The organism is Gemmatimonas sp., assembly GCF_031426495.1.
Classification (GTDB): domain Bacteria; phylum Gemmatimonadota; class Gemmatimonadetes; order Gemmatimonadales; family Gemmatimonadaceae; genus Gemmatimonas.
Genome location: NZ_JANPLK010000059.1, coordinates 48079 through 71036 on the forward strand (window position 1 = coordinate 48079; position 22958 = coordinate 71036).

At 64.6% G+C, this 22958-nt stretch carries 24 protein-coding genes and 5 pseudogenes; 26 read left to right on the top strand and 3 right to left on the bottom strand.

Going from position 1 to position 22958, the window contains the following annotated elements; genetic code table 11:
- The first annotated feature begins 83 nt into the window (after positions 1–83).
- Entirely contained in the window at positions 84–4226 is a 4143-nt protein-coding gene (locus RMP10_RS14940) for an AAA family ATPase (protein ID WP_310571001.1), read from the top strand.
- On the opposite strand, the pseudogene RMP10_RS14945 reads toward RMP10_RS14940, so the two are convergent.
- Positions 4210–4495, bottom strand: a pseudogene (locus RMP10_RS14945) (type I restriction enzyme endonuclease domain-containing protein); the annotation flags it as partial. The gene RMP10_RS14940 and the pseudogene RMP10_RS14945 sit on opposite strands and share 17 nt — an antisense overlap.
- A gap of 32 nt (positions 4496–4527) precedes the next feature.
- On the opposite strand from RMP10_RS14945, the gene RMP10_RS14950 reads away from it, so the two are divergent.
- Complete coding sequence (locus tag RMP10_RS14950; protein WP_310571003.1) at positions 4528–4920, top strand: hypothetical protein; 393 nt, start codon at positions 4528–4530, stop codon at positions 4918–4920.
- A gap of 44 nt (positions 4921–4964) precedes the next feature.
- Here the strand turns inward: RMP10_RS14950 and RMP10_RS14955 are convergent.
- A pseudogene (locus RMP10_RS14955) lies at positions 4965–5417 on the bottom strand (ATP-binding protein); the annotation flags it as partial.
- A 26-nt stretch (positions 5418–5443) separates the two neighbouring features.
- Between RMP10_RS14955 and RMP10_RS14960 the strand changes: the two are divergent.
- The 8 genes and pseudogenes from RMP10_RS14960 to RMP10_RS14995 all read left to right on the top strand — a co-directional run bounded on the left by RMP10_RS14960 (position 5444) and on the right by RMP10_RS14995 (position 11453).
- Entirely contained in the window at positions 5444–5830 is a 387-nt protein-coding gene (locus tag RMP10_RS14960) for a hypothetical protein (protein WP_310571004.1), read from the top strand.
- A 115-nt stretch (positions 5831–5945) separates the two neighbouring features.
- Positions 5946–7346, top strand: coding sequence for a recombinase family protein (locus RMP10_RS14965; protein ID WP_310571005.1), 1401 nt, complete (start codon positions 5946–5948; stop codon positions 7344–7346).
- Positions 7322–8611: a response regulator gene (locus RMP10_RS14970; RefSeq protein WP_310571006.1), complete on the top strand. Its 1290-nt coding sequence runs from the start codon at positions 7322–7324 to the stop codon at positions 8609–8611. The genes RMP10_RS14965 and RMP10_RS14970 overlap by 25 nt, the downstream gene beginning before the upstream one ends.
- Before the next feature lie 47 nt (positions 8612–8658).
- Positions 8659–9065 (top strand): annotated as a pseudogene (locus RMP10_RS14975) (transcriptional regulator).
- A 312-nt stretch (positions 9066–9377) separates the two neighbouring features.
- Entirely contained in the window at positions 9378–10214 is an 837-nt protein-coding gene (gene istA, locus RMP10_RS14980; protein WP_310571208.1) for an IS21 family transposase, read from the top strand.
- Complete coding sequence (locus tag RMP10_RS14985) at positions 10181–10669, top strand: hypothetical protein (RefSeq protein ID WP_310571008.1); 489 nt, start codon at positions 10181–10183, stop codon at positions 10667–10669. Before istA ends, RMP10_RS14985 begins: the two co-directional genes overlap by 34 nt.
- On the top strand, positions 10666–10977 hold the full coding sequence (locus RMP10_RS14990; RefSeq protein WP_310571212.1) for an ATP-binding protein: 312 nt from the start codon (positions 10666–10668) through the stop codon (positions 10975–10977). Before RMP10_RS14985 ends, RMP10_RS14990 begins: the two co-directional genes overlap by 4 nt.
- The gene (locus RMP10_RS14995) at positions 10899–11453 is read left to right on the top strand and encodes an ATP-binding protein (RefSeq protein WP_310571209.1); all 555 of its coding nucleotides are present in this window, start codon (positions 10899–10901) and stop codon (positions 11451–11453) included. Before RMP10_RS14990 ends, RMP10_RS14995 begins: the two co-directional genes overlap by 79 nt.
- A 121-nt stretch (positions 11454–11574) precedes the next feature.
- Here the strand turns inward: RMP10_RS14995 and RMP10_RS15000 are convergent, their stop codons facing one another.
- Entirely contained in the window at positions 11575–11925 is a 351-nt protein-coding gene (locus RMP10_RS15000; protein ID WP_310571009.1) for a hypothetical protein, read from the bottom strand.
- 162 nt (positions 11926–12087) lie between these two features.
- On the opposite strand from RMP10_RS15000, the gene RMP10_RS15005 reads away from it, so the two are divergent.
- The 16 genes and pseudogenes from RMP10_RS15005 to RMP10_RS15075 all read left to right on the top strand — a co-directional run bounded on the left by RMP10_RS15005 (position 12088) and on the right by RMP10_RS15075 (position 22899).
- On the top strand, positions 12088–12909 hold the full coding sequence (locus RMP10_RS15005; protein ID WP_310571010.1) for a hypothetical protein: 822 nt from the start codon (positions 12088–12090) through the stop codon (positions 12907–12909).
- 287 nt (positions 12910–13196) lie between these two features.
- Positions 13197–13661, top strand: coding sequence for a DinB family protein (locus RMP10_RS15010; protein ID WP_310571011.1), 465 nt, complete (start codon positions 13197–13199; stop codon positions 13659–13661).
- Positions 13662–13692: 31 nt separating this feature from the next.
- Positions 13693–14016, top strand: coding sequence for a hypothetical protein (locus RMP10_RS15015; protein WP_310571012.1), 324 nt, complete (start codon positions 13693–13695; stop codon positions 14014–14016).
- Positions 14017–14148: 132 nt separating this feature from the next.
- On the top strand, positions 14149–16551 hold the full coding sequence (locus RMP10_RS15020; RefSeq protein WP_310571013.1) for a hypothetical protein: 2403 nt from the start codon (positions 14149–14151) through the stop codon (positions 16549–16551).
- A 284-nt stretch (positions 16552–16835) separates the two neighbouring features.
- Positions 16836–17168 (top strand): hypothetical protein, encoded by a 333-nt coding sequence (locus RMP10_RS15025; protein WP_310571014.1) that lies wholly within the window; start codon positions 16836–16838, stop codon positions 17166–17168.
- A 402-nt stretch (positions 17169–17570) separates the two neighbouring features.
- Positions 17571–17783 (top strand): hypothetical protein, encoded by a 213-nt coding sequence (locus RMP10_RS15030; RefSeq protein WP_310571015.1) that lies wholly within the window; start codon positions 17571–17573, stop codon positions 17781–17783.
- Positions 17784–18008: 225 nt separating this feature from the next.
- Positions 18009–18158: a hypothetical protein gene (locus tag RMP10_RS15035; RefSeq protein WP_309669208.1), complete on the top strand. Its 150-nt coding sequence runs from the start codon at positions 18009–18011 to the stop codon at positions 18156–18158.
- A gap of 6 nt (positions 18159–18164) precedes the next feature.
- Positions 18165–18410: a hypothetical protein gene (locus tag RMP10_RS15040; protein ID WP_309669207.1), complete on the top strand. Its 246-nt coding sequence runs from the start codon at positions 18165–18167 to the stop codon at positions 18408–18410.
- A gap of 16 nt (positions 18411–18426) precedes the next feature.
- A complete protein-coding gene (locus RMP10_RS15045) occupies positions 18427–19338 on the top strand; it encodes an ankyrin repeat domain-containing protein (RefSeq protein WP_310571016.1) in 912 nt (303 codons plus the stop codon).
- Between the two features lie 86 nt (positions 19339–19424).
- Complete coding sequence (locus tag RMP10_RS15050; RefSeq protein ID WP_309669205.1) at positions 19425–19886, top strand: VOC family protein; 462 nt, start codon at positions 19425–19427, stop codon at positions 19884–19886.
- Positions 19876–20451: a hypothetical protein gene (locus RMP10_RS15055; RefSeq protein WP_310571017.1), complete on the top strand. Its 576-nt coding sequence runs from the start codon at positions 19876–19878 to the stop codon at positions 20449–20451. Before RMP10_RS15050 ends, RMP10_RS15055 begins: the two co-directional genes overlap by 11 nt.
- 76 nt (positions 20452–20527) lie before the next feature.
- Positions 20528–20926, top strand: coding sequence for a hypothetical protein (locus RMP10_RS15060; protein ID WP_310571018.1), 399 nt, complete (start codon positions 20528–20530; stop codon positions 20924–20926).
- A 273-nt stretch (positions 20927–21199) separates the two neighbouring features.
- Positions 21200–21388 (top strand): annotated as a pseudogene (locus tag RMP10_RS23425) (hypothetical protein); the annotation flags it as partial.
- A gap of 25 nt (positions 21389–21413) precedes the next feature.
- Positions 21414–21716 (top strand): annotated as a pseudogene (locus RMP10_RS15065) (hypothetical protein); the annotation flags it as partial.
- 15 nt (positions 21717–21731) lie between these two features.
- Positions 21732–22448 carry a prolyl oligopeptidase family serine peptidase gene (locus RMP10_RS15070; protein ID WP_345785804.1) on the top strand — a complete coding sequence of 239 codons (717 nt, stop codon included), beginning with the start codon at positions 21732–21734 and terminating at the stop codon, positions 22446–22448.
- Positions 22438–22899, top strand: coding sequence for a DUF1801 domain-containing protein (locus RMP10_RS15075; protein WP_309672330.1), 462 nt, complete (start codon positions 22438–22440; stop codon positions 22897–22899). The genes RMP10_RS15070 and RMP10_RS15075 overlap by 11 nt, the downstream gene beginning before the upstream one ends.
- The last annotated feature ends 59 nt before the right edge of the window (positions 22900–22958 follow it).

Genomic DNA, 22958 nt, shown 5'->3' on the forward strand with positions numbered 1-22958 from the left:
CACGCACGGACCCATTGACCGACGGTTAGTGACCGCGTGGTTCTCGCACGAGGAGACCTTTAGATTCCGTCTACCGAGCGTCTATGAACACGTTCGTACAAAATGATTCTGGGCCAGAAGGTCCCACTTCTCAGCTTCCCTCGCTGCATCTGATCACGCTGGGGGCGCTGCGCTTGGTGGCCTCCTCCCCCTCGGGCGATGTTGTGCTCTACGACGGCGCCAACAAGGCGCTCGCGCTCTTCACCTATCTCGCTTGCGCCCCAGGTCGAGGTGCCACTCGGGCCCACCTTCAGGAGCTACTTTGGGAGCGACAGTCGCCCGAAGCGGCGCAGCAGTCGCTCCGCACCTACCTTTGGAAGCTGCGGAAGCTCTTGCCACCAAACTCGATCACGGGCGACGAGTTCGTTGTTCTCAGCATTGACTGTCAGGTAGACCGCGATGCGCTCCTCGAGGCCGCGAACCGCGGGGACGCCGGCGCCGTCGTCCAACGATTTACGGGCGATTTCTTCCCGTCGCACGCCCAACCGGACAGTCCGCAGTTCGACGCGTGGGTACAAAGCGAACGGCTTCGCTTGCGCGACATCTTCTCGCGCTGTGTGGAGCGGGTCGTAACCGATGCCGTAGACGGTGGTGAGTTTCGCCAGGCGATCGAAGTTGCGCGACGGCTTCGCGACGTGGACCCGCTCGACGAACGCGGCTGGCGGCCGCTATTGAACGCATTGCTGGTCTCCGGAGACTCGGTCAATGCCGCGAACGAGAGCGCCGTGTTGGTTCGGGCGCTGGCTGCCGACGATCAGGAGCCGCTGCCAGCCACAACGTCGCTGCTGAACGCCATTGCGCGCATGGCGCGCCGCGAAGACTCGGCAGTGGTCGGCGTCGATTTCTATGTGACTCCACTCATCGCGAGAGATCGGGAGTTTTCGCAGCTGCTTGCCTCTTGGCTACGCGTGCGCGCCGACTCCTTCGCCCACGTGCATGTGCACGGAGTAGCCGGGGTTGGCAAGTCGCGATTACTCGACGACTTCGCCTCGCGCCTTCTGCGCGATCGCGCCGTCGTGGTCAGAGCACGTACGGACATCGGTCGCCGAACGCTGCCGTACGCTTTCGTCGGCACAATCGCCGCACAGTTGGCAGCGCGGCGCGGGGCAGCGGCGATATCACCGGGTAGCAAGTGTGCGCTGCTCGCAGTCAATCCAGCGCTCTCAAACTATTTCAGCGGTGAGCCAGATTCCTCGACTGGCGCGGACGCGTTACGCCGACGCACCCTTGCCGTCAGCGAGCTAGTGACGGCGGTGTCTGATGAACAGCCTCTCGCGATCCTGCTCGACGATATGCAATGGGCGGACACGGCCTCCTGCGCGGTGCTCGCGGGCTCGATCTCCGCATCCGAGACGACATCCTGCCTGCTAATCACCGCAGGACGCGAGGAGCTTCCGGCGGTGTTTTCGGAGAGTCGCTGTGACGAAATCACCCTGAATGGGCTCAACGGCGACGCCTTGATCGACTTGCTTCAGAGCTTGGCGACACTTCCGGATCTGGAGTGGGCCAACGAGTTCCCGCGACTACTTCATCAATCATCCGCTGGTTTGCCGCTTCAGGTCTTTGACGCACTTCGCTTGGCGACGGAGCGGGGTCTACTCGGGCGGGATCGACAGACGTGGGTCTGCTCAGAGCCAGCTGCGCTCGCTGAGATGCTTCTGGCGGGCTCTGCTCTGCCTCGACGCATCCGCGCCCTGAGTGCAACGCAACGGGAGGCACTGCTCCAACTCGCGGTAGCCGGTGAGCCCTGCGACGTAGGGCTATTGCGATCTCGGGATGTGGCTTCCACCTCGGATGTCGAGGCCGATTTGGTTCGCCTTGAACGGCTGGGTTACGTCAGCATGATCGATTCTTGCTGGTGTGTCGCGCATGATGCGATAGGTGAGGTGATAGTCGGCTTGAGTTCCGATGCGGCTGTTGCTTTGGCACACGAGTCGCTTGGCCGAGGCATTCTCGCGGCGATACCTCCCACGCTGGATTCCTTCACGCGCCATTCGCTGCGCGCGGTCGTGAATCATGCCGTTGAAGCACGATCCATGGATCTTCTGCGCGAATCATTTGGTCGATACCTGTTGGTTACCCGTGCACAAAGGGATCGGAGTCCCCTGCCCCTCATCGCGGATGAAGCACTTGGCAATCCAGGGGTCGGGAGCAAGCGATCGCTCCTGATCTCTTCATTGACCGTGAGACGTCGACTTGCCGACATGGCGCGTATCCGATGGAGAGGCGCTGCGGCCGCTACCGGAATCGCGGTTGCGGCAGGGCTGCTTGGTGCGCTCGCGGTAACGCGTCCGACGCCAGTACCGATAGACGGCTACCTCGCATTCCTCGCACCTGGCAGCGCCGGCGTCACTACCGTCCGCGAGGTGCCCCTTCGATCGCAAGACTGGCCGCTGGAGAAAGTCGTCGACACCGAGGACGCGCGCGATTTGGTGACTCTGCCAAACGATCCGCTCAGCTACAACGCCGTGCCAACGGGCGAGACCACCGGTGAGTTCATCGGCTCGCTGGCCCAGTCCGATTCCGGCACGATCGACCTTTACCTGTTCCGGCCAGGACGCGCGCCGCAGCGACTTACCGCTGCCCGCGGCGATGACGTCGACCCGAGTCTGTCGCCTGACGGACGGCAAGTCGCCTTCGCATCGGCTCGCTGGAGTGCTGTTGCGTCTCGGAGCATTGCGATTCTCGATCGGCGCACGCTTGCCGTTAAGCGCTTGACCGACGCGGCTGGTTCTGACGAGGCACCAAGCTGGAGCCCAGACGGACGACGCATCGCCTTCACCCGGCGCGGGCTAGCGGGGGAGCGTCTGTGTATCGCGACAGTTGACGGGCAGTCGGTGGTTTGTCCGCGAGAGTTTGCGAGCCACGAAGTGGTGCGGACACTCGCATGGCATGACGAGAGTATCGTATTCGCAACAGTAGACCGAATGTACGCGCGGGTGCACGTTGACTCAGCGACGATGACCGTCCTTGATTCCGGAACGGCCAACAGAACCGTGTCGCCTGATGGACGATGGCTTGCTGTAGAGCGGTCGGCGTCACGACAGGGTGACGTATCCACCTGTGAGATTTCGCCTGCGGCCGCGCCTTCGCTTCGCCGCTCCGTGCATTTCACAACTGGAAAATCTTCCGGATGTCCGCCATTCCTCTGGAGTCGTGCTCGACGCGATCTCCGCATGGTGACCGAGATCCAGATCGACACGATTCGATCAGGCCCCTTCGTGGCCGTGCCGTATCGGTTGACGGCCCGTGCACGTCGCGCGGGCGTTACGGGCCGCAGCGATCATATCACTTGGAGCACATCCGATTCCACGATCGCTGCCATCGACTCCACCGGGGTACTTGAGCCTCGGCGTGCTGGGGTCGTCCTTGTTCGTGCCTCATATGGAGGATGGCGTACCGATAGCATTGTGGCGTCTCTTGTAGTCTCGAACGCGCGAGTCCTACTGTCGGAAGGCTGGCGCAATGATATCGGACAGCGCTGGAAACAATTCGGAATGCCGACGCCGCAGACTGTGGCGCTCTCCGATGGCGTACGTGGTTTTCTGAACAATGGTGATGGCATCTTTCAGTCCGGCGTTCATTCGCGCTCGAGCTTTCCGATTGACGGTGGCTTGGCGATCGAGACGTGGGTTTCTGCGGCGATCACCATGGATCGTTGGCAGGTCGTTCGGCTCGGCATCTTTACGGACATCGATAGTGTCGGACTTTCTCGGTGGAATCATGTCGACGGCTGGGCCTTCGCCCCCGGACGCGAAGCGCTTGCTACTTGCGAGTTTCAGTACCCGTCGGGAAGCGAGGGCACGCAATCGTATAGCGAGCGATTTATGGCTGCTTCGCAGCAGCTGCCGGCACCGGCGAGTTGGAGGAGCGGAGAGCGGATCGGTGTCGTTCTGCAGCTCTTGCCGGACGGAAGATGTGGTGTTGCCATCAACGGGCAGGTGGTCGGGTATTCTTCGAACGGCAGTCCGACTCGAACCCATTCGGCTCACGTGTTCATTTATGGAAATAGCCCGGGCACTCGGGTCGTAACAGGTCCGCTCACCGTTTCTGCAGGAGTTGTCCCGGGGATTCAGTGGAACGGTGCACCTAAGAGGGTGGTCTCACCTTCGTCTGGACAGACCCACGCCGCTACTGGAGACAGGCCCGGCTACCCAGGCACCACGAATCTCAAGCAGATCCCGTAGGATAGGCGGGGCCGTCATCCAGCCACGCCCCGCTCAACAACTCCGCCTGCTCCAGCACCGTCTGCGTCGCCCGCTCCTGCTCGTCCGGCGAAAACGCGTACTTCCGCAGAATCCGCTTCACCAGCACTCGAACCTGCGCGTGCACGTTTTCGCGCATCTCCCAATCAATCGTCACGTTGCCACGCACCGTACCGACCAGCGCGCGCGATTACCCGCAACTGATCGTCACCCAGCACCTGCGCGGCGCTGTCGTTCACTTCGAGTGCGTCGGTAGCGAGCAGGTCTGGGATGCATCGTTCCCGTGGTTGAGAGTCGCCGCCAAGTCTCGGCGAACGGCGGGGTGCAGGCCCGGTGGCGCGCCGACGGCAAGGAGCTGCTGTTCCTGTCCCTGGACGGCAAAGTGATGGGCGCGGCCGTAGTGCCTGGGCCGACGCCCCAGTTCCGGGCGCCAACCGTGCTTTTTGAATCGCTGCTAAAAAGCCCCAGTGGCCTCAGTGCCGGCAGACGGTCGCGACGGTTCCTTCACGCAAGGGAGCGCGTGATGGAGCAGATTGAGCGCGCGCCCCCATGGTTAGGCCGGTTCTGTTCGTCGGCTTTCAACCTCTACAAAGGTGAGGGCCGCAGCTTTCATTGGCCCGACGAACTGCGATTCGAGCTCGAACTCCTCAGTGGACACCTCAAATCCGGCCACTGATCGACACCGCAAAACCGGCCACCACGCCGGCGAGCTGAGACTGGTTATCGGGATACGGTGACCGAGGAGTCGATCGCCGTCTGAAGTTTCCTGCGCCAGCTGCGAGGGCCGCAAGTGAGGACGTGCGCGTGGTGGAGCAGCCGGTCGAGCAGGGCGGTCACCGCCGCGGTGTCGCCGAGCAGCTTGCCTCAGTCGTCCACAGGACGATTGGACGTGAGGATGGTCGACGCGCGTTCATAGCGCCGCATGATCAGCTCGAGCAGATCTTCGGCGGCGGTTGGGGGCAGTTTCCGCATGCCGAGATCGTCGATGATCAAGAGTGGGACGGTGCTGAGCGCCGCGAAGACCTCCTTGCGCGTGCCGTCGAGAGTCGCGTCGGTCAGTTCTTCGAGCAGCAGGTGCGCTTCACGATAGTGCACCCGGTGCCCTTGCTGGATCGCCGCGTGGCCGAGCGCCTGCGCCAAGTGACTTTTCCCACTGCCAGGGAGACCCACGACGTGATGCGCACAAACTCCGTATCACGGTGCAGTACCCACGGCATGCACTGCACGGTCAGGCGCTCGAGGTCGAGCGCGAGCTGACGGCCGACGATGAGCGCGTGTACGTCATTGCCCTCTCCGATGGCAGCCTGACCCACTTGCCGGTGTGGATGACGGAGCCGGCCGCGGCGGCACCGGCGAGCGTGGTGACATCGCCGGCGGTGAGTGTCGCCGGGCTCGTCGCGCTCCGACGATTGCTCGACGCCATACTTGACGGGTCGGCTGCGGCGCCGGACGCTCAGGGACGCCGATGGGTCCTGCCTGCTCATGGTGGCGTATGGCCTATCCCCCGCGTCCGAGGTCGTCGATGGCTCGATCTTCCCGTCCCGTGCGCCCGCGCATCGACAGTGTCCAAGCGCACCTATCCTTGAGTCACGGCGCGGTCTCCTGGCACGCGTTTCCCCTCTCCGTCCGCGAGCAGGTCGTCGCCCTCTGGATCGAGTTGCTGCGGCGCCACGTCGACGCCCCGTCCGACGAGGTCTCGCTATGAGCGCCCTCGTGCCGGCCAAGATCACGCCGCAGCATCTGCAACGCGCGGCGTATGTGTACGTGCGGCAGTCGACGCTGACGCAGGTGCACGAGCATCTCGAAAGTCAGCGACGCCAGTACGCGCTCGCGGAGCATGCGCGCACTTGGGGATGGCAACACGTGGAAGTCGTGGACGACGATCTCGGGCGCTCCGGCTCGGGGCGCGTGGTCCGACCCGGCTTCGAGCGCTTGGTCGCAGCGGTGTGCGATGAGCACGTGGGCGCCGTCTTCGCCCTGGAGGCGTCGCGCCTCGCCCGCAACAATCGCGACTGGCATCACCTCGTCGATCTCTGCGGTCTGACGGCGACACTGCTCATCGATGGCGAAGGCGTGTACGATCCACGCGACTTCAATGACCGGCTGCTCCTCGGTCTCAAAGGGACGATGAGCGAGTGGGAGCTCGGCGTGCTCCGCCAGCGCTCCGTCGAAGCGCTGCGACTCAAGGCCTCGCGCGGCGAGCTCTTCACCACGGTACCCATCGGATTCGTACGCACGCGCGATGATCGCGTCGAGCTCGATCCCGATCTGCGCATTCAAGCCGCGATCCGGATGATCTTCCAGCAGCTCCTCGCGCTCGGCAGCCTGCGCCAAGTGCTCTTGTGGTGTCGCAGCGAACACATCACGCTGGCCGCCGTCGAGTATGGGGCTTTTGGTCGCACCGTGACGTGGAAGCTGCCCGTGTATAACACGATCCATAAGCTCGCGACGAATCCGATCTATGCTGGCGCCTACGTCTTCGGGCGCACGAAGACGGAGACCCGCGTCAGTGGTGGCCGCGCGAGCAAGCGGACGACGCGCCGGGAGGTCGCCGACTGGCCGGTCTTCCTGCCGGGCTCTATCACATGGGTCGAGTACGAGGCGCTGCAGACCCAGTGGCAGGAGAACGCGCAGATGCAAGGACGCATGAGTCGAGGGGCCCCGCGACACGGCACGGCGCTGCCGGCTGGCCTCCTGCCGGCTGGCGTCCTGTCGGCTGGCCTCCTGCGCTGTCGCCGCTGTGGGCGGCGCCTGCACGTGGCCTATAGCGGGAGTCAGGGCAAGGTCCATCGCTACGCGTGCCGCGGCGCGATGGTCAATCACGGTACCGGGCATTGCCTCTCTTTCGGCGGGCTTGCGCTCGAACGCGCCTTCGAGGATGCGGTCTTTGCCGTCGTCGCCCCCGGCGCTATCGACGCCGCGGTGACGGCGGCGGCCGACGCGCGGACGCAGCAGACCGAGCGACGATCGCATGCGCAGCTAGCACTTGACCAGCTCCGGTACGAAGCCGAGCGCGCGAAACGGCAATACGATGCCGTCGATCCCGCCAATCGGCTGGTGGCGATGTCCCCTCCTGCGTGGCGGCCGACTCGGTGCGGCTGAGGCAGATCGTCATCAACCTGCTGAGCAACGCCGTCAAATTCACCGCGCAAGGGGAAGTGCATCTCCGAGTGTCCACAAAGGGCGGCCACACGCCCTCGCCGCACAGCGCCACCCACGCCCCTCAGTGCCTCCTTAAGTTCAGCATCACTGACACGGCGATCGGGATTGATGTCGACACGCAAGCGCGATTGTTCAATGCCTTCAGTCAGGCCGATAGTTCGACCACACGCCGATTCGGCGGAACCGGGCTCGGGTTCGCGGTGAGCAAACAGTTGGCGACCATGATGGGTGGCACGATCGGAGTGAAGAGAGCGCTCGGCAAGGGGTCACACTTCTGGTTCACAGTGCAGTTCCCTATCCTCAAGCCAAATACCACTGCTCCCGCGCGCGCCAATCTGATGGGAGTTCGCGTACTGATTGTCGATGACAACGCCATTAATCGTGCAATTCTCACGCACCAAGTGGAGGCACTGGGTGCTGAGTGCGTGTCGGCCGCCGACGGTGTCGACGGATTTCAGGCAATTCGCGCGGCGCACGAGGCGGCCGCCCATTTTCACGTGGCCTTGATTGACGTGAACATGCCGCGAATGAATGGGATCGAGTTGATGCAGGCCGTGCGCGCCGACAACACTGTGGCGGGCATGCGAATGGCGATGCTCACGTCGATGTCCTACTCCGGCGATAGCGCGGCCATGCGCGTGGCGGTTTCTGACGCGTACCTCACCAAACCGGTACGCCGGAGTGAACTCAACAGCGTGCTGGCGCGACTCACTGGCGCCATCGGTTCCGCCAGTCTCGCTCGCGCGTCGGGCGGCGCGCCGGCGGTCGTGCCGCAGGGAATACGCGTGCTGGTGGCTGAGGACAACGAGGTGAATCAGCTGATCACGCGGGCAATGCTCGAAGCGTTGGGGTGCGACGTAACCATTGCGGGTGATGGTCAGGCGGCAATCGAGGAGTGGTCGAAGCGATCGTTCGACTTGAACCTGATGGGCTGTCAGATGCCGCGGCTCGATGGCCTCGAAGCCGCGCGCATCATCCGGACGCGTGAAGCCAGCGGAAGTACGCGCGTGCCGATTGTTGCGCTCACGGCGAACGCCATGCAGCGCGATCGCGACGTGTGTCTAGACGTGGGCATGGATGACTATGTCTCCAAGCCATTCAAACGGGGTGAACTTGTGGATGCGCTGTTGCGCTGGACGAACTACGAGGCGGGCGGTCGCAGCGGAGACCCCTCGGCCGACCACCACGCGCAGTCCGCTGCGTAAGCACGTGGGCATGGCGTCGCTGGAGCCTGATCATCCTGCGCGATGTGATGTTCGGGAATCGCCGACTTTTCCGCGATCTGCTGACGCAGTCGGGCGAGGGGATCTCCTCGAACATCGTGGCGGATCGCTGTAGGCGCTGATGCGCGATGGGCTGATCTGCAATGGGGATGATCCTACGCACGAACAGCAGGCGGTATACAGTCTGACCTATGCGGCCATCGAACTCGTCCCCGTTTTCGTACACTTCGGGGCATGGGGGTGGCGGCATCAGCCGGTGTTGCACGCGCTGAGTGTGCGCGCCGAGCTGCCGGAATGCGGTGGTCCGGCGCTGTGGGAGCGATTCATGGACGAACGGCGCGCTGTGCACCTCCACGGGGCAGCGGCGGGCGGCCCAGGATCGGTCATGGAAGAACTACAACTCGCATACGTGGCGGCGGTTGGCGAGCCTGCGTAGAGCGACGTGATCGCCCCGTTCGAAGGCGGATGTTGCGCGCAATGGTAATTGTGCGTTCTCTAAATTCTGTCACCATTTTTCTCTAAATTCTGTCGCAGGCTGAGCCATAGGACCCCACGTTAGCGCCGTTTCCAGAGGACTGGACCCCTGTCATCGGGAGGCGCAGGAGGATGCTCAGCATGTTGGATAGACACGCCGTCCAAGCGTTGCTCACGACGGGGCAGTCGCCCCGCCAGATTGCCCACCACCTGGGGATCTCGCGCCGCACGGTGCAGCGGATCGCGCACGAGCCGCCGGTCACGACCGTGGATGATGCGGCGGCGCGGGCCGCCCGCGGCATCGGACGCCCGGGGCTCCCGAGCGCCGTGCACGCGCAGGTGCGGGCCTTGGCTCGCGGAGGATCCGGCGATCCCGCCCGGCGAAATCCAGCGCCGGCTGCTCGAGGCCGAGACGCCGCTCGGGCTATCGACGATCTATCGGTTGCTCGGGTCCGTCCGTCCGACGCTCCCCACCGAGGTGATGGTCCGTTTCGAGGGCGTGGCCGGCGAATTTGCGCAGTTTGACTTTGGCGTCGCCGATGTCCGCCTGACGTCGGACACCACGACCGCGCGCGTGCGTCGACGCATTCACTTCGCGGCGTATCGCTTGAAGTGGTCGCGCTTCCTGCACGTGGTGCTGGTGCCGAATGAACGCGTCGAGGCGCTGGTGCGCGCGCTGCTCGCCAGCTTTGCCGCGAGCGGCGGCGTGCCGCTCCGCGTGGTCTTTGACAATCCGACGACCGTCGTGCTGCGGCGCGAGGCCGGGCGACCCGTGTGGAACGCGACGCTCGCGCAAGCGATGCTCGACTACGGGTGCGGTATCGAGTTATGTACCCCGTCCCCCCCCGAGCAAAAGGGGAGCGTCGAAAACCTGGTCGGCTTCGTGAAACGCGCCTTCTGTGCGGCGCGGCGCTTTCAGACGCTCGAGACCGATCTGCCGCAGCAACTCGCCGCGTGGCTCGTGTATGCGAACACCGAGCGCCCGTCGCGCGCGACGGGGGTGCCGCCGGTGGCGCGGCTCGCCACCGAACAGGCGCGCTTGCACGCGCCATCGCCCCGGAGGACTACGGCCTGCACGTGCCGGTCACCGTCGGCCCGACGGCGATGGTGACCTATCAGGGCGTCCGCGATGCGATGCCCGCGAAGGCGTGTGGTCTCCCGGCCACCCTGCACCTGTACCCGACGCGCGTGCGCATCGTGTGTGCCGGTGGCAAGCACGAGGCCCTGCATCCGCGCTTCCCGGTGCTCGGCACGGTGAGCTATTTGACGGGCCAGCGCGCGCAGCAACTGGCCGCCGTGTACGGGGAACGCAAACGGCTCTACTTCATGCGCGAGCGACTCGTCGAACTGGGGCCCATCGGCGAAGCCTACGTGACGGAGCTCGTGCATCAGCGCCCGCATACGTGGAAAGGCTGCATCGCACGGCTCTTCGCGGTCTTGGAAGAGATCGGCGACGCGCGCTTTCGGCTCGTCTTGCAGCGCGCGCTGATGCAGCGCCTGATCGGCGCGGAGTATCTCGAGCGCGTGCTCGCGCACGTCCCCGCCGTTGTGGAGGTGGCGTCATGAGTCCGCGGGCCCCACGGCCGAGGGAGACCGAGGCGCGACCGCCAGCGCTGCCCCCGGCCGCGCCGCCCGATCTCGACGCGATGCTCAAGCGCTTGCATCTGCCGACCATCCGTCGCCTGCACGCCGAGCTTGCCGTGCAGGCCGAAGCGGAGGGCATGGGCTATCGCGCGTATCTCGACACGCTCGTCGCCGAAGAGATCGCGCATCGCGCTTTCCGGCGCTACGCACGATCGACGATTTCAACTTTACGTTTCAATCGGCCCTGCGGCGGCAGATGCTCGGCAGCTATCTCGGCGTCGAGCTGGTGACCGACGGGCGTCACGCCATTTTCAGCGGTCCCACCGGCACCGGGAAAACCCATCTGGTCATCGCACTGGCCTATCGCGCGCTGCAACACGGCTACGAGGCGCGCTTCGTGTCGGCGGATGTCCTGATCGGCGAACTGTCGCACGCCGCCAGTCTTGGCACGCTCGACGCGGCGCTCGCGCCGTATCTGCCGCCGCACGTCCTCGTGCTCGACGAGATCGGGTACCTCGCCCATGCGGCCGACGCCGCGAACGTCCTCTATCGTGTCGTCAACGAACGCTATCTGCGACAGCTCCCCATCCTCGTCACCACCAACAAAACGCTGGCGGCGTGGGGCCACGTGCTGCATGATGGCGACTTAGCCGAAGCCATCATCGACCGCTTGCTCGAACGCGGCGCGCATTTCGAAATGCGCGGCCGCTCGTACCGCACCCGTCACCGCAAGGAGACCGACAGCGTCGAGCCCACCGACGCGTAACACCTGCCACGCCTCGGCCTGCGACAGAATTTAGAGAAAAAGTGCGACAGCTTATAGAGAACTCACAATCAGGAAGGGTTCGCTGACATGTCCGCCGCATATCTCGCCCCTGAGCGGTGCATCATGGTAGCACGATAACTCCCTCGCAACCCGTGAGATCGTGCCCGACGCCTCGGCCACGAGTGCGCCAATCCATGCGACTGCCCGTTACCGATACTTGCTTCGGATCGAGCAAACGATCGAGCGCGGAACGGCTGGTATGCATCCGACTGGCCATCTCCGTCTTGGAGATGTTTTTCTTGGCCGTGGCCTCAGCGATCTGCCGTGACAGCACGCTCTTGATTGCTGCGCCGGTGACTTCTTCGTAAACGTCCGGTCGACTCCTGCGGGTCGAATAACGCTTGGTATCGTCCTCCGCTTCGGCGAACGGGCCGCGCCACGCGCCTACGATTTGCATGTGACCGGCGTCCAATCTCCGTCGGTTGCGCGTGGAGCGTGTACGTGACCAACTGCGCAACACCTCGACAAGAGCGGACTGCAGCGGCACGTTTCGTTGCCCGCGGAAACGATTGGACGTCTCCTCACCCGCTAATGACAGGACGACATGCCGGACTATCGAACGTGTGTAGGCGCCATGAGTATTGGCATGCTGGGCACGCTTTCCGCCTGCCGGGACGTCCCGAACACGAACGCAAACACGAACGCAAGCGCGAACGCGGGAGCCGACGTGTCGGTGACGGTGCGCGCGGGCGCGATCGTGGCACCCGACACCGTGCGGCCGGGATGGGCGCGCGTGCGTGTCGACGAAGCCGACGGCGAACATATCGTCGTCGTGTTCCGGCTGCCGACCACCACTACGGCGGCCGACGTGCCGGCGTTTGTCGCGGCACTGGATACCGCGCCCGCGACGCCGCGACCTGCGGTGGCCGTCGGGGGGCCAGAAGTCGGTTCGCGGGGCGATGTGATCGTGCATCTCACGCCGGGCGTGTACGTGCTGGCGTGCGTGCGACGCGGCGACGATGGACATCGTCACGCGTACGGCGGGGAATCCCGGATTGTGCACGTGCGCGCGGGCCAACCGGGCGATTCCACGTTCGCGGCGCCACCACCCAGCACGCAGGCCGTGCGTTTGATCGACTTCGCATTCGTTGGGCCGGATGAGTGGGCGCCCGGCCCAGCGCTGCTCCGGATCGAGACTACGGGCCCTCAGGACCATCAGCTCCGGCTCGCGCGACTCCGCGACGGAGCGTCCGTGCAGGCGTGGATGGCGGCTGACGATCCCGATACGGTGGCCGCCACGATCGCCGGCATGGCACGCGTGGGTGCGGGCCAAGTCGCATATTTGCCGATCGACCTCACACGGGGCACATACATCGCGTATTGCGTGGTCGCCGACGTGGCCACGAAGCGTCCGCACGTCGAACTCGGCATGCTGCGCATGATTCACGTGCCGTAAAGGCGCCAGCGATCGCACAGCGTCGCCTGCCGCCGCCCGAAACCGTCGCTATGTCGGCGCAAAGATTCATGCACTCCCATCCATTGCGCGTCCACTTTTTCGGGGTCCGTCCAACCCACACCGGTTGAAAGGCCCATCCTCCACGGTCACACGGCTGCTGGTGACGCAGCGCTGCTTGACAGTGCGTGAGCCTGGACCGATAATACCGAACGAACGCCGAAAGTGCGGCGAGCTTCGATGCTGTTCGCACGGCTGCGATCCCAACTTACCAGGCCCCGGAGCCCGAAATGTTTAAGGCGCACGCGTACGAACTCGAGTCCACGCGCAAGTTCTTCCTCACCACGCTCTCGGTTTTCGACGAGACCGATTCCGGCTTTGCGCCGCACCCGGACTTGTACACGGTGGCAGGGCACGTCGCACACGCGGCAATCACCGTGGACTGGTTCATGGCCGGCGCGTTCGGTGCCGGGTGGGACCAGGAGTACGACGTACACATCGCGCAGGCCAAAACCGTGACCTCGCTCGACGCGGCGAGGACCATGCTGGTCAAGGCGTTCGACGACGCCATCGCGACCGTGACCTCGGCCACCGAAGTCACCATGCAGGAACCCATTCCGAACGACGTGATCATGAACGGCGCGCCGCGTGTCGCGGTGCTCAGCGGCATCACGGACCACACGGCGCATCACCGCGGATCACTGGCCGTATACGCGCGCTTGCCGGGAAAGGTGGCGCCCATGCCGTACGCGTGAGCACGGTGCTGAGATCGCCGAAGTTGGCAACATGAACACGCCCGACGGCATTCGATCGCTGCTCATGGCGTCGCCGTATCACGCCGTACCCGCGCAGCTCCGGCTTCCCGCGGTCATCGTACACAGCGCGTCGGACGACTACAACTTCGGCACGCAGATGCTGCCCGCAAAGTTCGTTGCGCGGCTGCAGGCCGCGAACAGCGGCGTACAGCCCGTGCTCTGGTGGCAGACCAGCGGTGGGCATCGCAACATCATCAACCAGGATCCGGCCACGGCAGCCGCAGCGTTCGCCTTCATGCTCTGGCAGACTGGTGACGCGCGCTATCAGCCGAAGGCACGCCCACCGTCGCGTTGAGTGGGGCGGCTTCGATGGTGGTATAGCGGTGGTAAAGCGCGGCACGACGGCAACCATTGGCTCCGAGGCCGGGTCGAATGAGGCGTCTCCTGCCTCGCGTGCGCGCGCACGCCGTCATTCCGACCGATCCACATGCTGGCCACTGTTGCCGTGCTGTTGCAGATCAGTGTCATGACGGGCCCGAAGCCGTGTGACCCGAAGACGCTCCCGGCTGGCGCCGCTCCCGATACCGTCTGCGTCGGCATCGTGTCGCTGAACGTGGGCGGCGTGGGGAGTGGCGGCAAACGCGCCGGCGCGGCACGCCACCGCGTCGTTACGGAAGCACACCGTGCGAGTGCCTTCCGCGACCCGTCCGCGAAATCCATAATGCTCGGCGCCCGCGCGGCGCGACTCCGGCAAGACTCGGCGCTCGTCGGCTACAATGTGCAGTCGCTGCAGCGCTTCTCGCTCGGCGTGTCGTTCTCGGAGAACCTACGCACGCGAAACATCGTGACCTACGAGAATGCCTCGCGCGTACGATGGCAGCGTGAGCGCGGTATCGTGGTGGACGTGGAAGGCGCCCGCATGTCGAGCGGCATGCTGTCACGGAGTTCGATCGACGACAACGAGGCGTCGATCTCGGCCTCTGTGCCGTACTATCCCGGGCGCGACGAACTCTGGGTGGGAACCGGGGTCGTCTCCGGCGAGGTGGACGACCGCGAGATGGTGCATCCGATGGCGGAGGGCGCCGAGGCGTACTACGTGTACGAGAGCGGTGAGAGCGCCAGTATTCAGGCGGGTGCGTCGGTGATTCGCCTCCGCGAACTGCGTGTACGTCCACGTGAGGCTGCGTGGAATGTGGTCGTGGGTTCGCTCTGGTTCGACGAGGACCGCGGCACCCTGGTGCGAGCGGCATTCCGCTTCGCCGCTCCGTTCGATTTCTGGCTCAATCTCAGTAGCATCGACTCGTTGGCGGCGAAGGAGCTCGCGAAGAGTGTCCCACGTGTGATGCGTCCCGTGTTGCCTTCGGTTCGCGGACAGATGGAAGCGGTGACGCTCGAGTACGCGCTGTATGGTGGCCGATTCTGGTTGCCACGCGCCCGGTACGCCGAAGGACTCGTGCAGATTCATCTGGCGCGATTGCCGTATCGCCTCGAAGAAAGCTTTCGATACAATGCGGTGAATGGCACGGACTCACTGGCGGGTATGCCTCCCATCGTGGTGCCAATGCCGCTCCCGCTCACGGTCGCCAATCAGCATGCGCGCGATTCCATTCAGGCCGCGCAGCGCGCGAGGCGTGACTCGGTCAACAAAGGGTTGATTCCCGCCGGGCGCGCGGCTGATCCCGCCTGCGACACGAGCACCTTCTACACCGATGTACGCTTCGCTGCCGACGGTCTCACGCCCGTACTCACGCGCGTGCCGTGCGATCGTCGTCTGCTCGCCGCATCGCCCGCGCTGCCGCCGGATGAGGCGCCGGACACCGCGGATCTGTTTGGCGCCAAGGCGCGTGCAGAACTGATTGCGCAGGTGATGTCGATGCCGGTGCAGCCACTCTTTGCTCCGCAGCGACCCACGCTGCACGCGGGCGCGGGACTGCTGCGGTACAATCGCATTGAGGGGCTGAGCTTGGGCGTCGAGCTACGACAGCAGTTGGGCGCCGGGTACTCGACCACGGTGTCTGGCCGACTGGGCGTCGCCGACCTGGTGCCGAACATGTCGATTGCACTGCGACGCACCGATCTGCAACACACGTGGACACTCGCGGGATATCGTGAGCTGACAGCGGTGGGCGATGACAACCCATTGTCGGCCGGCAGTTCGCTCGGCGCGTTGCTGTTCGGGCGAGACGAGGGCTACTACTATCGCCGTGCGGGGCTGGCCGTGGGGTACGCCACCGCGCCGATTGCGGCGAGCAGTCGCGTGCAGTGGCGACTCTTCGCTGAACGCCAGCAGTCGGCTGGCACGAATGCGACCTGGTCACTTGGGCGGCCGATGACGGACAGCAACATCACGGCGTACGGTGCGCGCTACGGCGGACTCGGTGTCGACGCACAACGGAGATTCGGCGGCACGAGCGGCGGTTTGCAGCTCACGAGTGCGGTGCAGTTGGAAGGTGCGGTCACCGATGCCGACGCGCGCACGGGATACGGACGCGCTACCGTGCATCTCGCGCTCGCGCGTTCACTCGGGGCGTTCGCGGGCGCCATACAGCTGTCCGGCGGTGGTTCGCTCGGTGCGCTGCCGTCGCAGCGTCGCTTCTACCTGGGTGGCACGCGCACGCTGTCGGGATTGTCGTTTGGCACGGCTGGCGGCGACGCCTTCTGGCTCGCGCGCGGGGAGGTGAGTCGTGGCGTGTCGCTGATTCGTCCCGTGTTGTTCGCGGATCTTGGATGGGCCGGCGCGCGCGATGACTGGCGCAGCGGGTATCGCCCACTCAGTGACGTGGGCATCGGATTGCGCGCGCTCGATGGACTCGTGCGGGTTGACGTGGCGCGGGCGTTGTATCCGGTGTCGCGGACGCGGCTGTCGCTGGCGATCGAGCGGAGGTTCTAGGGGGCGGGGGACTTGCGGAAGGACGAGATTCGCCGGATTGTCAACATGCTGTGCGATTCGCGGAGAGCGAGCAGATCGTGCCTCGGAACCCACGCCGATGGTGAACCAATTCTCAGGGCAACGTGATGTTACTGACTCATTCGCCGGCCTGGCGACCGATGCTCGTGATTGGGTTGGGCGCGTGTCTATTCGCTGGATGCGCCCATGGGCGTAGTGCGCGATCATATCTGCCCGTCGGCGCGAGCGCCCAGTATGGCGCGCATACCAATGACGGAGTGACTTGGATGCTAGCACGGCCCGTGCATGAGGCAATGGACGACGTCGGTGCGGTGCTGCGTGAAGAAGGGTACCTGATCGATGCCGAATCTTCGAAAGAGGCCGAGCTTCGGACTGAGCCGCTCGCGGTTGGTGGCGACACCACGCTGGTTGTCCGCGCGCAATTTCTCGCTGTCGAGTTGCCGGCGCCCGCAACGAGCATCGTGTTGACGGCGACGTACAGCGTGCCATCACGCCAAATTCGCAATGCTCCTGTGCTTCAACGGGCGAATACAACGAATTCGCTGTACACGCGGCTGCGTGCGATCTCGTCGCGGTCGCGAAGACTCGAGGGGCGATAGTCCGGCTGTGTTCGGGTCCGCGCGTTGGTGCATCTAGTCGAGATCTAGTCGCCCTCTATCGGTCATGTCATGAACAATCTCGTCCTTGCCCTGGTTGTCGGGCCCTGCGGCGCATCATCATGACCTCGCGGACCCATTCGCGTTTTGGCAGCAGGTCGTACTGGAAGCGAGCGTGGGCCACCGTCAGACGCAAATCCGTCGCCATTGATCAAAGGCGAGGCCGAACTGCGTGCGCGCTATGTGCAGCAGTTCCCCTGTCCATCGCCTCGTTTGGTCGGATTGGGATCGCGTCCTGTGTCGCGCCGTGACGATTGGGCGTGTAGCGCCGTCGGCGCAACCGCTGCGGCGTTTGCGCGCGCAGCAGTTGGCTCGAGTTACTTGGCGGAGTGGAGACGGGTCCCCGTGCGCTGCGTCCAAGTGATTCCGAGGCGCTTCATCGAGTTGAACCGCAAAGGGGCGCCGGCCTCGTGGCAGGGATACTGGTCGGTGGAGTTCTGGAACACTCGAGGGCAAGGCGCCCGAGGGGTGATTCAGGTGCCGACAGGCGCCCTCGATGTGTCCCAGCTCGACAATGAGTTCAATACATCGATCGAGGAGCTGTGTCCGGCGACATAGCGCAAGGAGTCATGCGGACCAGCCGACTCGTCACCCGACAAAATCCCTGACCCCTGAGCGACGGCGTGGCCGAGGGACGGAGCGCAGCGCTTCGCGACGACGCTCTGGTTGGCACGGTAGTGGCGAAGGAGCGCGCACACCGCGACTTTATGCGAAGGCGCGCCGCATGCTGCTTCGGCAGCCGGGCAGTGCCAGTTCAAACTGAATCAATCCGCCGGAGATCGCATGGAGAGCATTGGTGTGGGTGGTATGCTGTTGCTGTATTGGGGCGTAGTGCTTGGCGTCATCGTCGCAGTGCTGAACGCCATATGGCGCGTGGTGCGGGCGCACGAGCGCATCGCGAGCGCCTTGGAGTCGATCGCAGCGAAGCGCTGAGCGTTGGTGAAGCGATTTCTTGCGCTCGCGCTCTTTCCCGCAGCCGCTACTCTGCTCGTTACTGCCATCGCGTTGTGGAGCAGGAGCGCGCATAGCATCGAGGCGGGGGAGCGATATGCCGTCGAGGCCAACGCGCTCGTGTTGTTGACGCCCTCCGTGCTGTTGTACTTGCTGGCGCTCCCCGTCATATGGCGCCGCGTCGCCCGCGTGCCTGCTCGTACGGTCGACCTCGCTCGCGCCCAAGCAAGGTGATATCGGCGCCCGAACGATGAGTATGCTGCTCAGCCTCGTGCTGGCGTTCTTTACCACGACGAAGCTGAACGGCGGCATCGACTTTCGAGCCGACGGAACGGCGATCGCGCCGACCAGGTTCGAGCAGTTTCTGCACGGGTGGTGGCTGACGTTCTTCTCGACCTCGATGTTCTTCGCGGCCGATCACATCCTCGTCCACACTTGGACGCGATGGCGGCTCGGCCAGCACGTCATCGAGATTGGACAGCAAGCGCATAACCCGTTCGCTATCATGCCGTATCTCGCGCTCGGCGGCATGGGCCTCTGGATCATTGTGACGGTGTTGCGTCTCCCCGGGTCGTATCGCGCCACGAAGGGCCGCTCGCGGTATCAGTGGGAGTTCCTCGTCGCGGCGATCGCCGCCATGGCGATGTACATGGTTCCGCGCTCGTTCTTGCATCATGCGACGCTCGCCGCCGTGGGGCCGGGCGCGCATGCCGGAGCGTTGCTCTCGTATGCCGCAGCCACCGGCGACCAGCGGACGATCGATCAATTGATCGCGCGCGGAGCCACGATAGACACGCGTACCCCAAGCGGGCAAGCCGCGCTGCAGAGTGCGATCAACGGAAACCGCACGGAGATCGTGAGGTTCCTGCTGGCACCCGGCGCCAACGTGAACGCCACGACGTCCGGTGATACGCTGCTGCTGACTAGCGCCGCTGCCAACAGCAACGAGGCGATCGGTCACATGCTGCTCGCGCGGGGGGCCGCGCTCCCGTGCGCGCGGTGGAACGTGAAGCAATGGGAGAGGTACGCCGCATCGCGCGACCGCCTTCAAAGCGGCTTTACGGACACGGACAGCGTGGGCAGACGTTATGCGGTTCGGTCCGACAGCGTGACGGCCGCATGGGCTGCCGCGTTCGGCCGAGTCCCCTCGCCCTGCGACTAGCGTCTGCGACGCTCGTGACCAGCTTGCCGAGGGACGGGACGGGATGAAGATTTGTACAAGCGACGTCACCACACGCGGAGACACCGATGTCTAAGGTCACACCGTTTCTGATGTTCAACGACCAACTCGAAGCGGCGATGGCGTTCTATACCGCCACCTTCCCAAACTCCGAGATCAGGAACGCCGCCCGGATTGGCGGTGATGGACCGGTGATGTCCGCCGAGTTCGTCGTCGGTGGCCAGTCATTCATGGGATACAACGGGGGCTCATACTTCAGCTTCTCCGAAGGGGTCTCCCTCTATGTCGACTGCGACGATCAAGCGGAAGTCGACGAGTACTGGGACAAGCTCGTCAACGCCGGCGCGACGCCCACCGCCTGTGGCTGGATCAAGGATCCGTTCGGTCTCTCGTGGCAGATTGTGCCTCGGCGATTCATCGAGCTAATCCGTGACAAGGACGAGCAGAAGGTGAAAGCTGTGATGGATGCCATGATGACGATGGTAAAGCTCGACGTCGCGGCCCTCGAGAAGGCGTACGATGACGCATAGCAGTCATCCACGTGCGATGGACTCCGACCCGACCGTGCTCTCCGAGCAGACAGCCGCGCAGGTGCTCGCCCGCGCGAGTGAGTTGGACCAGCTCCGCCGCGCGGGCTCCACCGTGGCGGAACTGCGCGTCGCGGCCACCGAGGCGGGTATCGCGGTCCCCGACTTCGACGCCGCCCTCGCCGAAGTGCAGCGTCAGCCCTCGGAGTCACCTGCGCGACCTGGCGATCGCACTCGGCGCGCCATTATCCAAGCCGCGGCCGTGACGCTCACCGTGGCGGCGATGGCCGTCGTGGTGAGCGGGACACGGAAAGTGCAGGAGTCGGTCTCGACCAGCTCGCTCCGCGACGAAGCCATCATGGTGCAGTGCCTCGCACCCGCCGAGGCGGCGGAGCTGATTCGACCGCTGCTCACATTGTCTGGGAATCAGGTCGTCGTGCGGGCCAACGGTACGGCACGCGTGATCGCGCTGCGCGTGACCGCCGAGCAACTCGCGCAGGTCAAGACGCGACTCGCGCCGTACGAAGCGGCGAGTTCGCCGAGTTGCGCCACGCGGCCGGCTCGCTGAGACGTCGCGTCGATCGGAATCGAGGCTACGCTGTAACAACACCTGCAGTACTGATTTCCACCTTGTCGTCAATGCCATGCCAACTGTTACGCGCACGCCGAACATTGCACCACGGAGTGAGGAACTCCCCGCGCGCATTCGCTGGGTGAGTGGGTACTTCGCGATCGGCGGTGCCTTGAGCGTTGCCGCTGCGCTGATCGGTGTGGGTGCGCTGTTCGTCGATCTCGGCGCTGCGTCGACCGCGCTCCACGCGAAACCGTGGATGCCGCTGCTCGGGCTAGCGAACGGCGCTGGGTGGATCTATGCGAGCCGACAGCTCGCCGACGGCGAGCGCCGCGGAGCGATCGTGGCGATCGTCTCCATGCTGCCCGAGGTCATACAGGCGGTGAGTGGAAGCGGCGGGCGCGTATCGACCGCGATCATGCACGCCATAGCGGTGGTCGGGTTGCTGAGCGTCTGGCGTCGGCTGCGGTGATGCGGCGCCAGCGCGCGTGGAACGCGTGGATGCGCCGCGGCACTGACGGCGTGCTCTGTTTGCTCGGCGTCGCCAATTTGCTCTGTTATAGCGCCACATATTACCGAATCGAAGCCGAAAAGCACTGTCATGATGTCAGATATGGTCTTTATTACTGTAATACTGACCTTGTTACAGTAAAAACAGTTCTACGATACTGCGCAAAAAGGCCCGGCCCCAGGATGCTCCCCGCCGCGTAGAAGAGTCCGGCGCTGCAGCCGCCCGCCCGCCGATGTGCCGGCGTACCCGCCCGCGCGAACCGTCACCGTAGTCGACCGCTATCACGGCGTCGCCGTGGCCGACCCGTATCGCTGGCTCGAAGACACGACCGCGGAGGTCCGCGCATGGGCCATGGCCCAGACGCGGTTCGCACCTCCATTCCTGCACGACAGTCTGCTGCGCGCGCGACTGCGCGACCGGATGAAGCGTCTCGCCGCGCGGTGCCGATCGCGTGCTACTCGACCCAGCTACCTTCGGCCCGGCCACGCGCATCGCGCACCACCACGTGGCGCCCAACGCACGGCACGTGTTAGTCGAACTCGCCGTCGGTGGGGACGATTGGAAAGTCGGTCGCGTGGTCCGCGTGGCCGACGGTGTGTTGTTGCCGGATTCGATTCCGGGAATCGTCTTCCAGTCGCCGCTGTGGACACCCAACAGCAAAGGCATACTGCAGGTGCAGTACATCCATCCGGCGAGCAGCGAGCGCGTCATGCTGCAGCCACCCCGCCTCTTTGACGTGGAGCTCGGCACCGGCCAACGCACGACGGTGTTGGAAACCACGAGCGAGTTCCCCCGCGCGGACTACGTGGAAACGCAGCAGTGGTACGCGGGCAAGGACGGCACGCGGATCCCGATCTGGCTCGTACACCGCAAGGGGATCGCGCTCGATGGCAGCCATCCCACGCTCCTCTTCGGCTACGGCGGGTCGGGTACGGTGATGCTGCCCGATTACGCGCCTGAGATGCTGGCGTGGCTCGAACTCGGTGGCGTATTCGCGATGCCGAATTTGCGCGACGGTGGCGAGTTCGGACGTAACTGGTACGAAGCGGCGATTCTCGGGAAGAAACAGACTACCTTCGACGACATGATCGCCGCCGCCGAGCACCTGATTGTACGCGGGTACACGTCGCCGAGCCGCTTAGCGATTCGTGGACGCTCGAGCGGTGGCCGGATGGTGGCGGCGGTGATGGCCGAGCGCCCCGATCTCTTCGCCGCCGTGGTGGCCGAGGTGCCGCAAACCTTCAACGTACGCTTCGAACACGGACGCCATCGCGCCCAGTTTGGGTCGCCCAGTGATCCCGCGCAATTCGGCTTTCTGTTGGCCACGTCACCGCTGCATCGCGTCACAGCGGGCCGCTGCTATCCCGCGACACTGGTGACGACGTCGCTCAACGATCCGCGGGCGCCGGCGTGGCACGCGATGACGTTCACGGCAGCACTGCAAAAACCGGCTTCCGCCAGGCGAGCACGCTATGTCGGGTGACCCGAGCAAACGTGTCCAGAACCTCGTCGTGCAGGCGCAGGTCAACGAATACCTTGCGGCCCAACTGGAGCCGAAGCGCAGCGACATGCAGGCGCTGCACGGTATGATCCGCGAATTGTTGCCGAACGGTCGCTTGTGGTTTCTTGACGGCAAGGACGAGAACGGGAAGATCGTCTCGAATCCGAACATCGGGTACGGCTCCCAATCCCGACCGTACGCCGACGGAAGGATACGCGAGTTCTATCAGATCGGTATCAGCGCCAACACCACCGGCATCTCCGTGTACATCATGGGCCTCGAGGACAAGAAATACCTGGCCGAGATGTACGGAAATGCCATCGGCAAAGCGACCGTGACGGGATACTGCATCAAGTTCAAAGGGCTCAGCCAGATCAACGTGGATGTGCTCACGGCGGCCATGCGAGCGGGGATTGCACAGACCAGCGCATGAGAGGTGTTCACCATGCGCGGGTCGCTCGTTCGAGTGATCGGCGCTCGCACCATGCATTG

Bases quoted from the DNA above. Each gene is read 5' to 3' on its own strand.
- RMP10_RS14940 (WP_310571001.1), top strand. From the start codon at position 84: ATGAACACGTTCGTACAAAATGATTCTGGGCCAGAAGGTCCCACTTCT.
- RMP10_RS14965 (WP_310571005.1), top strand. From the start codon at position 5,946: ATGAGCGCCCTCGTGCCGGCCAAGATCACGCCGCAGCATCTGCAACGC.
- istA (WP_310571208.1), top strand. From the start codon at position 9,378: ATGCGGCGGCGCGGGCCGCCCGCGGCATCGGACGCCCGGGGCTCCCGA.
- RMP10_RS14990 (WP_310571212.1), top strand. From the start codon at position 10,666: ATGAGTCCGCGGGCCCCACGGCCGAGGGAGACCGAGGCGCGACCGCCA.
- RMP10_RS15005 (WP_310571010.1), top strand. From the start codon at position 12,088: ATGAGTATTGGCATGCTGGGCACGCTTTCCGCCTGCCGGGACGTCCCG.
- RMP10_RS15010 (WP_310571011.1), top strand. From the start codon at position 13,197: ATGTTTAAGGCGCACGCGTACGAACTCGAGTCCACGCGCAAGTTCTTC.
- RMP10_RS15015 (WP_310571012.1), top strand. From the start codon at position 13,693: ATGAACACGCCCGACGGCATTCGATCGCTGCTCATGGCGTCGCCGTAT.
- RMP10_RS15020 (WP_310571013.1), top strand. From the start codon at position 14,149: ATGCTGGCCACTGTTGCCGTGCTGTTGCAGATCAGTGTCATGACGGGC.
- RMP10_RS15025 (WP_310571014.1), top strand. From the start codon at position 16,836: ATGCTAGCACGGCCCGTGCATGAGGCAATGGACGACGTCGGTGCGGTG.
- RMP10_RS15035 (WP_309669208.1), top strand. From the start codon at position 18,009: ATGGAGAGCATTGGTGTGGGTGGTATGCTGTTGCTGTATTGGGGCGTA.
- RMP10_RS15045 (WP_310571016.1), top strand. From the start codon at position 18,427: ATGAGTATGCTGCTCAGCCTCGTGCTGGCGTTCTTTACCACGACGAAG.
- RMP10_RS15050 (WP_309669205.1), top strand. From the start codon at position 19,425: ATGTCTAAGGTCACACCGTTTCTGATGTTCAACGACCAACTCGAAGCG.
- RMP10_RS15055 (WP_310571017.1), top strand. From the start codon at position 19,876: ATGACGCATAGCAGTCATCCACGTGCGATGGACTCCGACCCGACCGTG.
- RMP10_RS15060 (WP_310571018.1), top strand. From the start codon at position 20,528: ATGCCAACTGTTACGCGCACGCCGAACATTGCACCACGGAGTGAGGAA.
- RMP10_RS15075 (WP_309672330.1), top strand. From the start codon at position 22,438: ATGTCGGGTGACCCGAGCAAACGTGTCCAGAACCTCGTCGTGCAGGCG.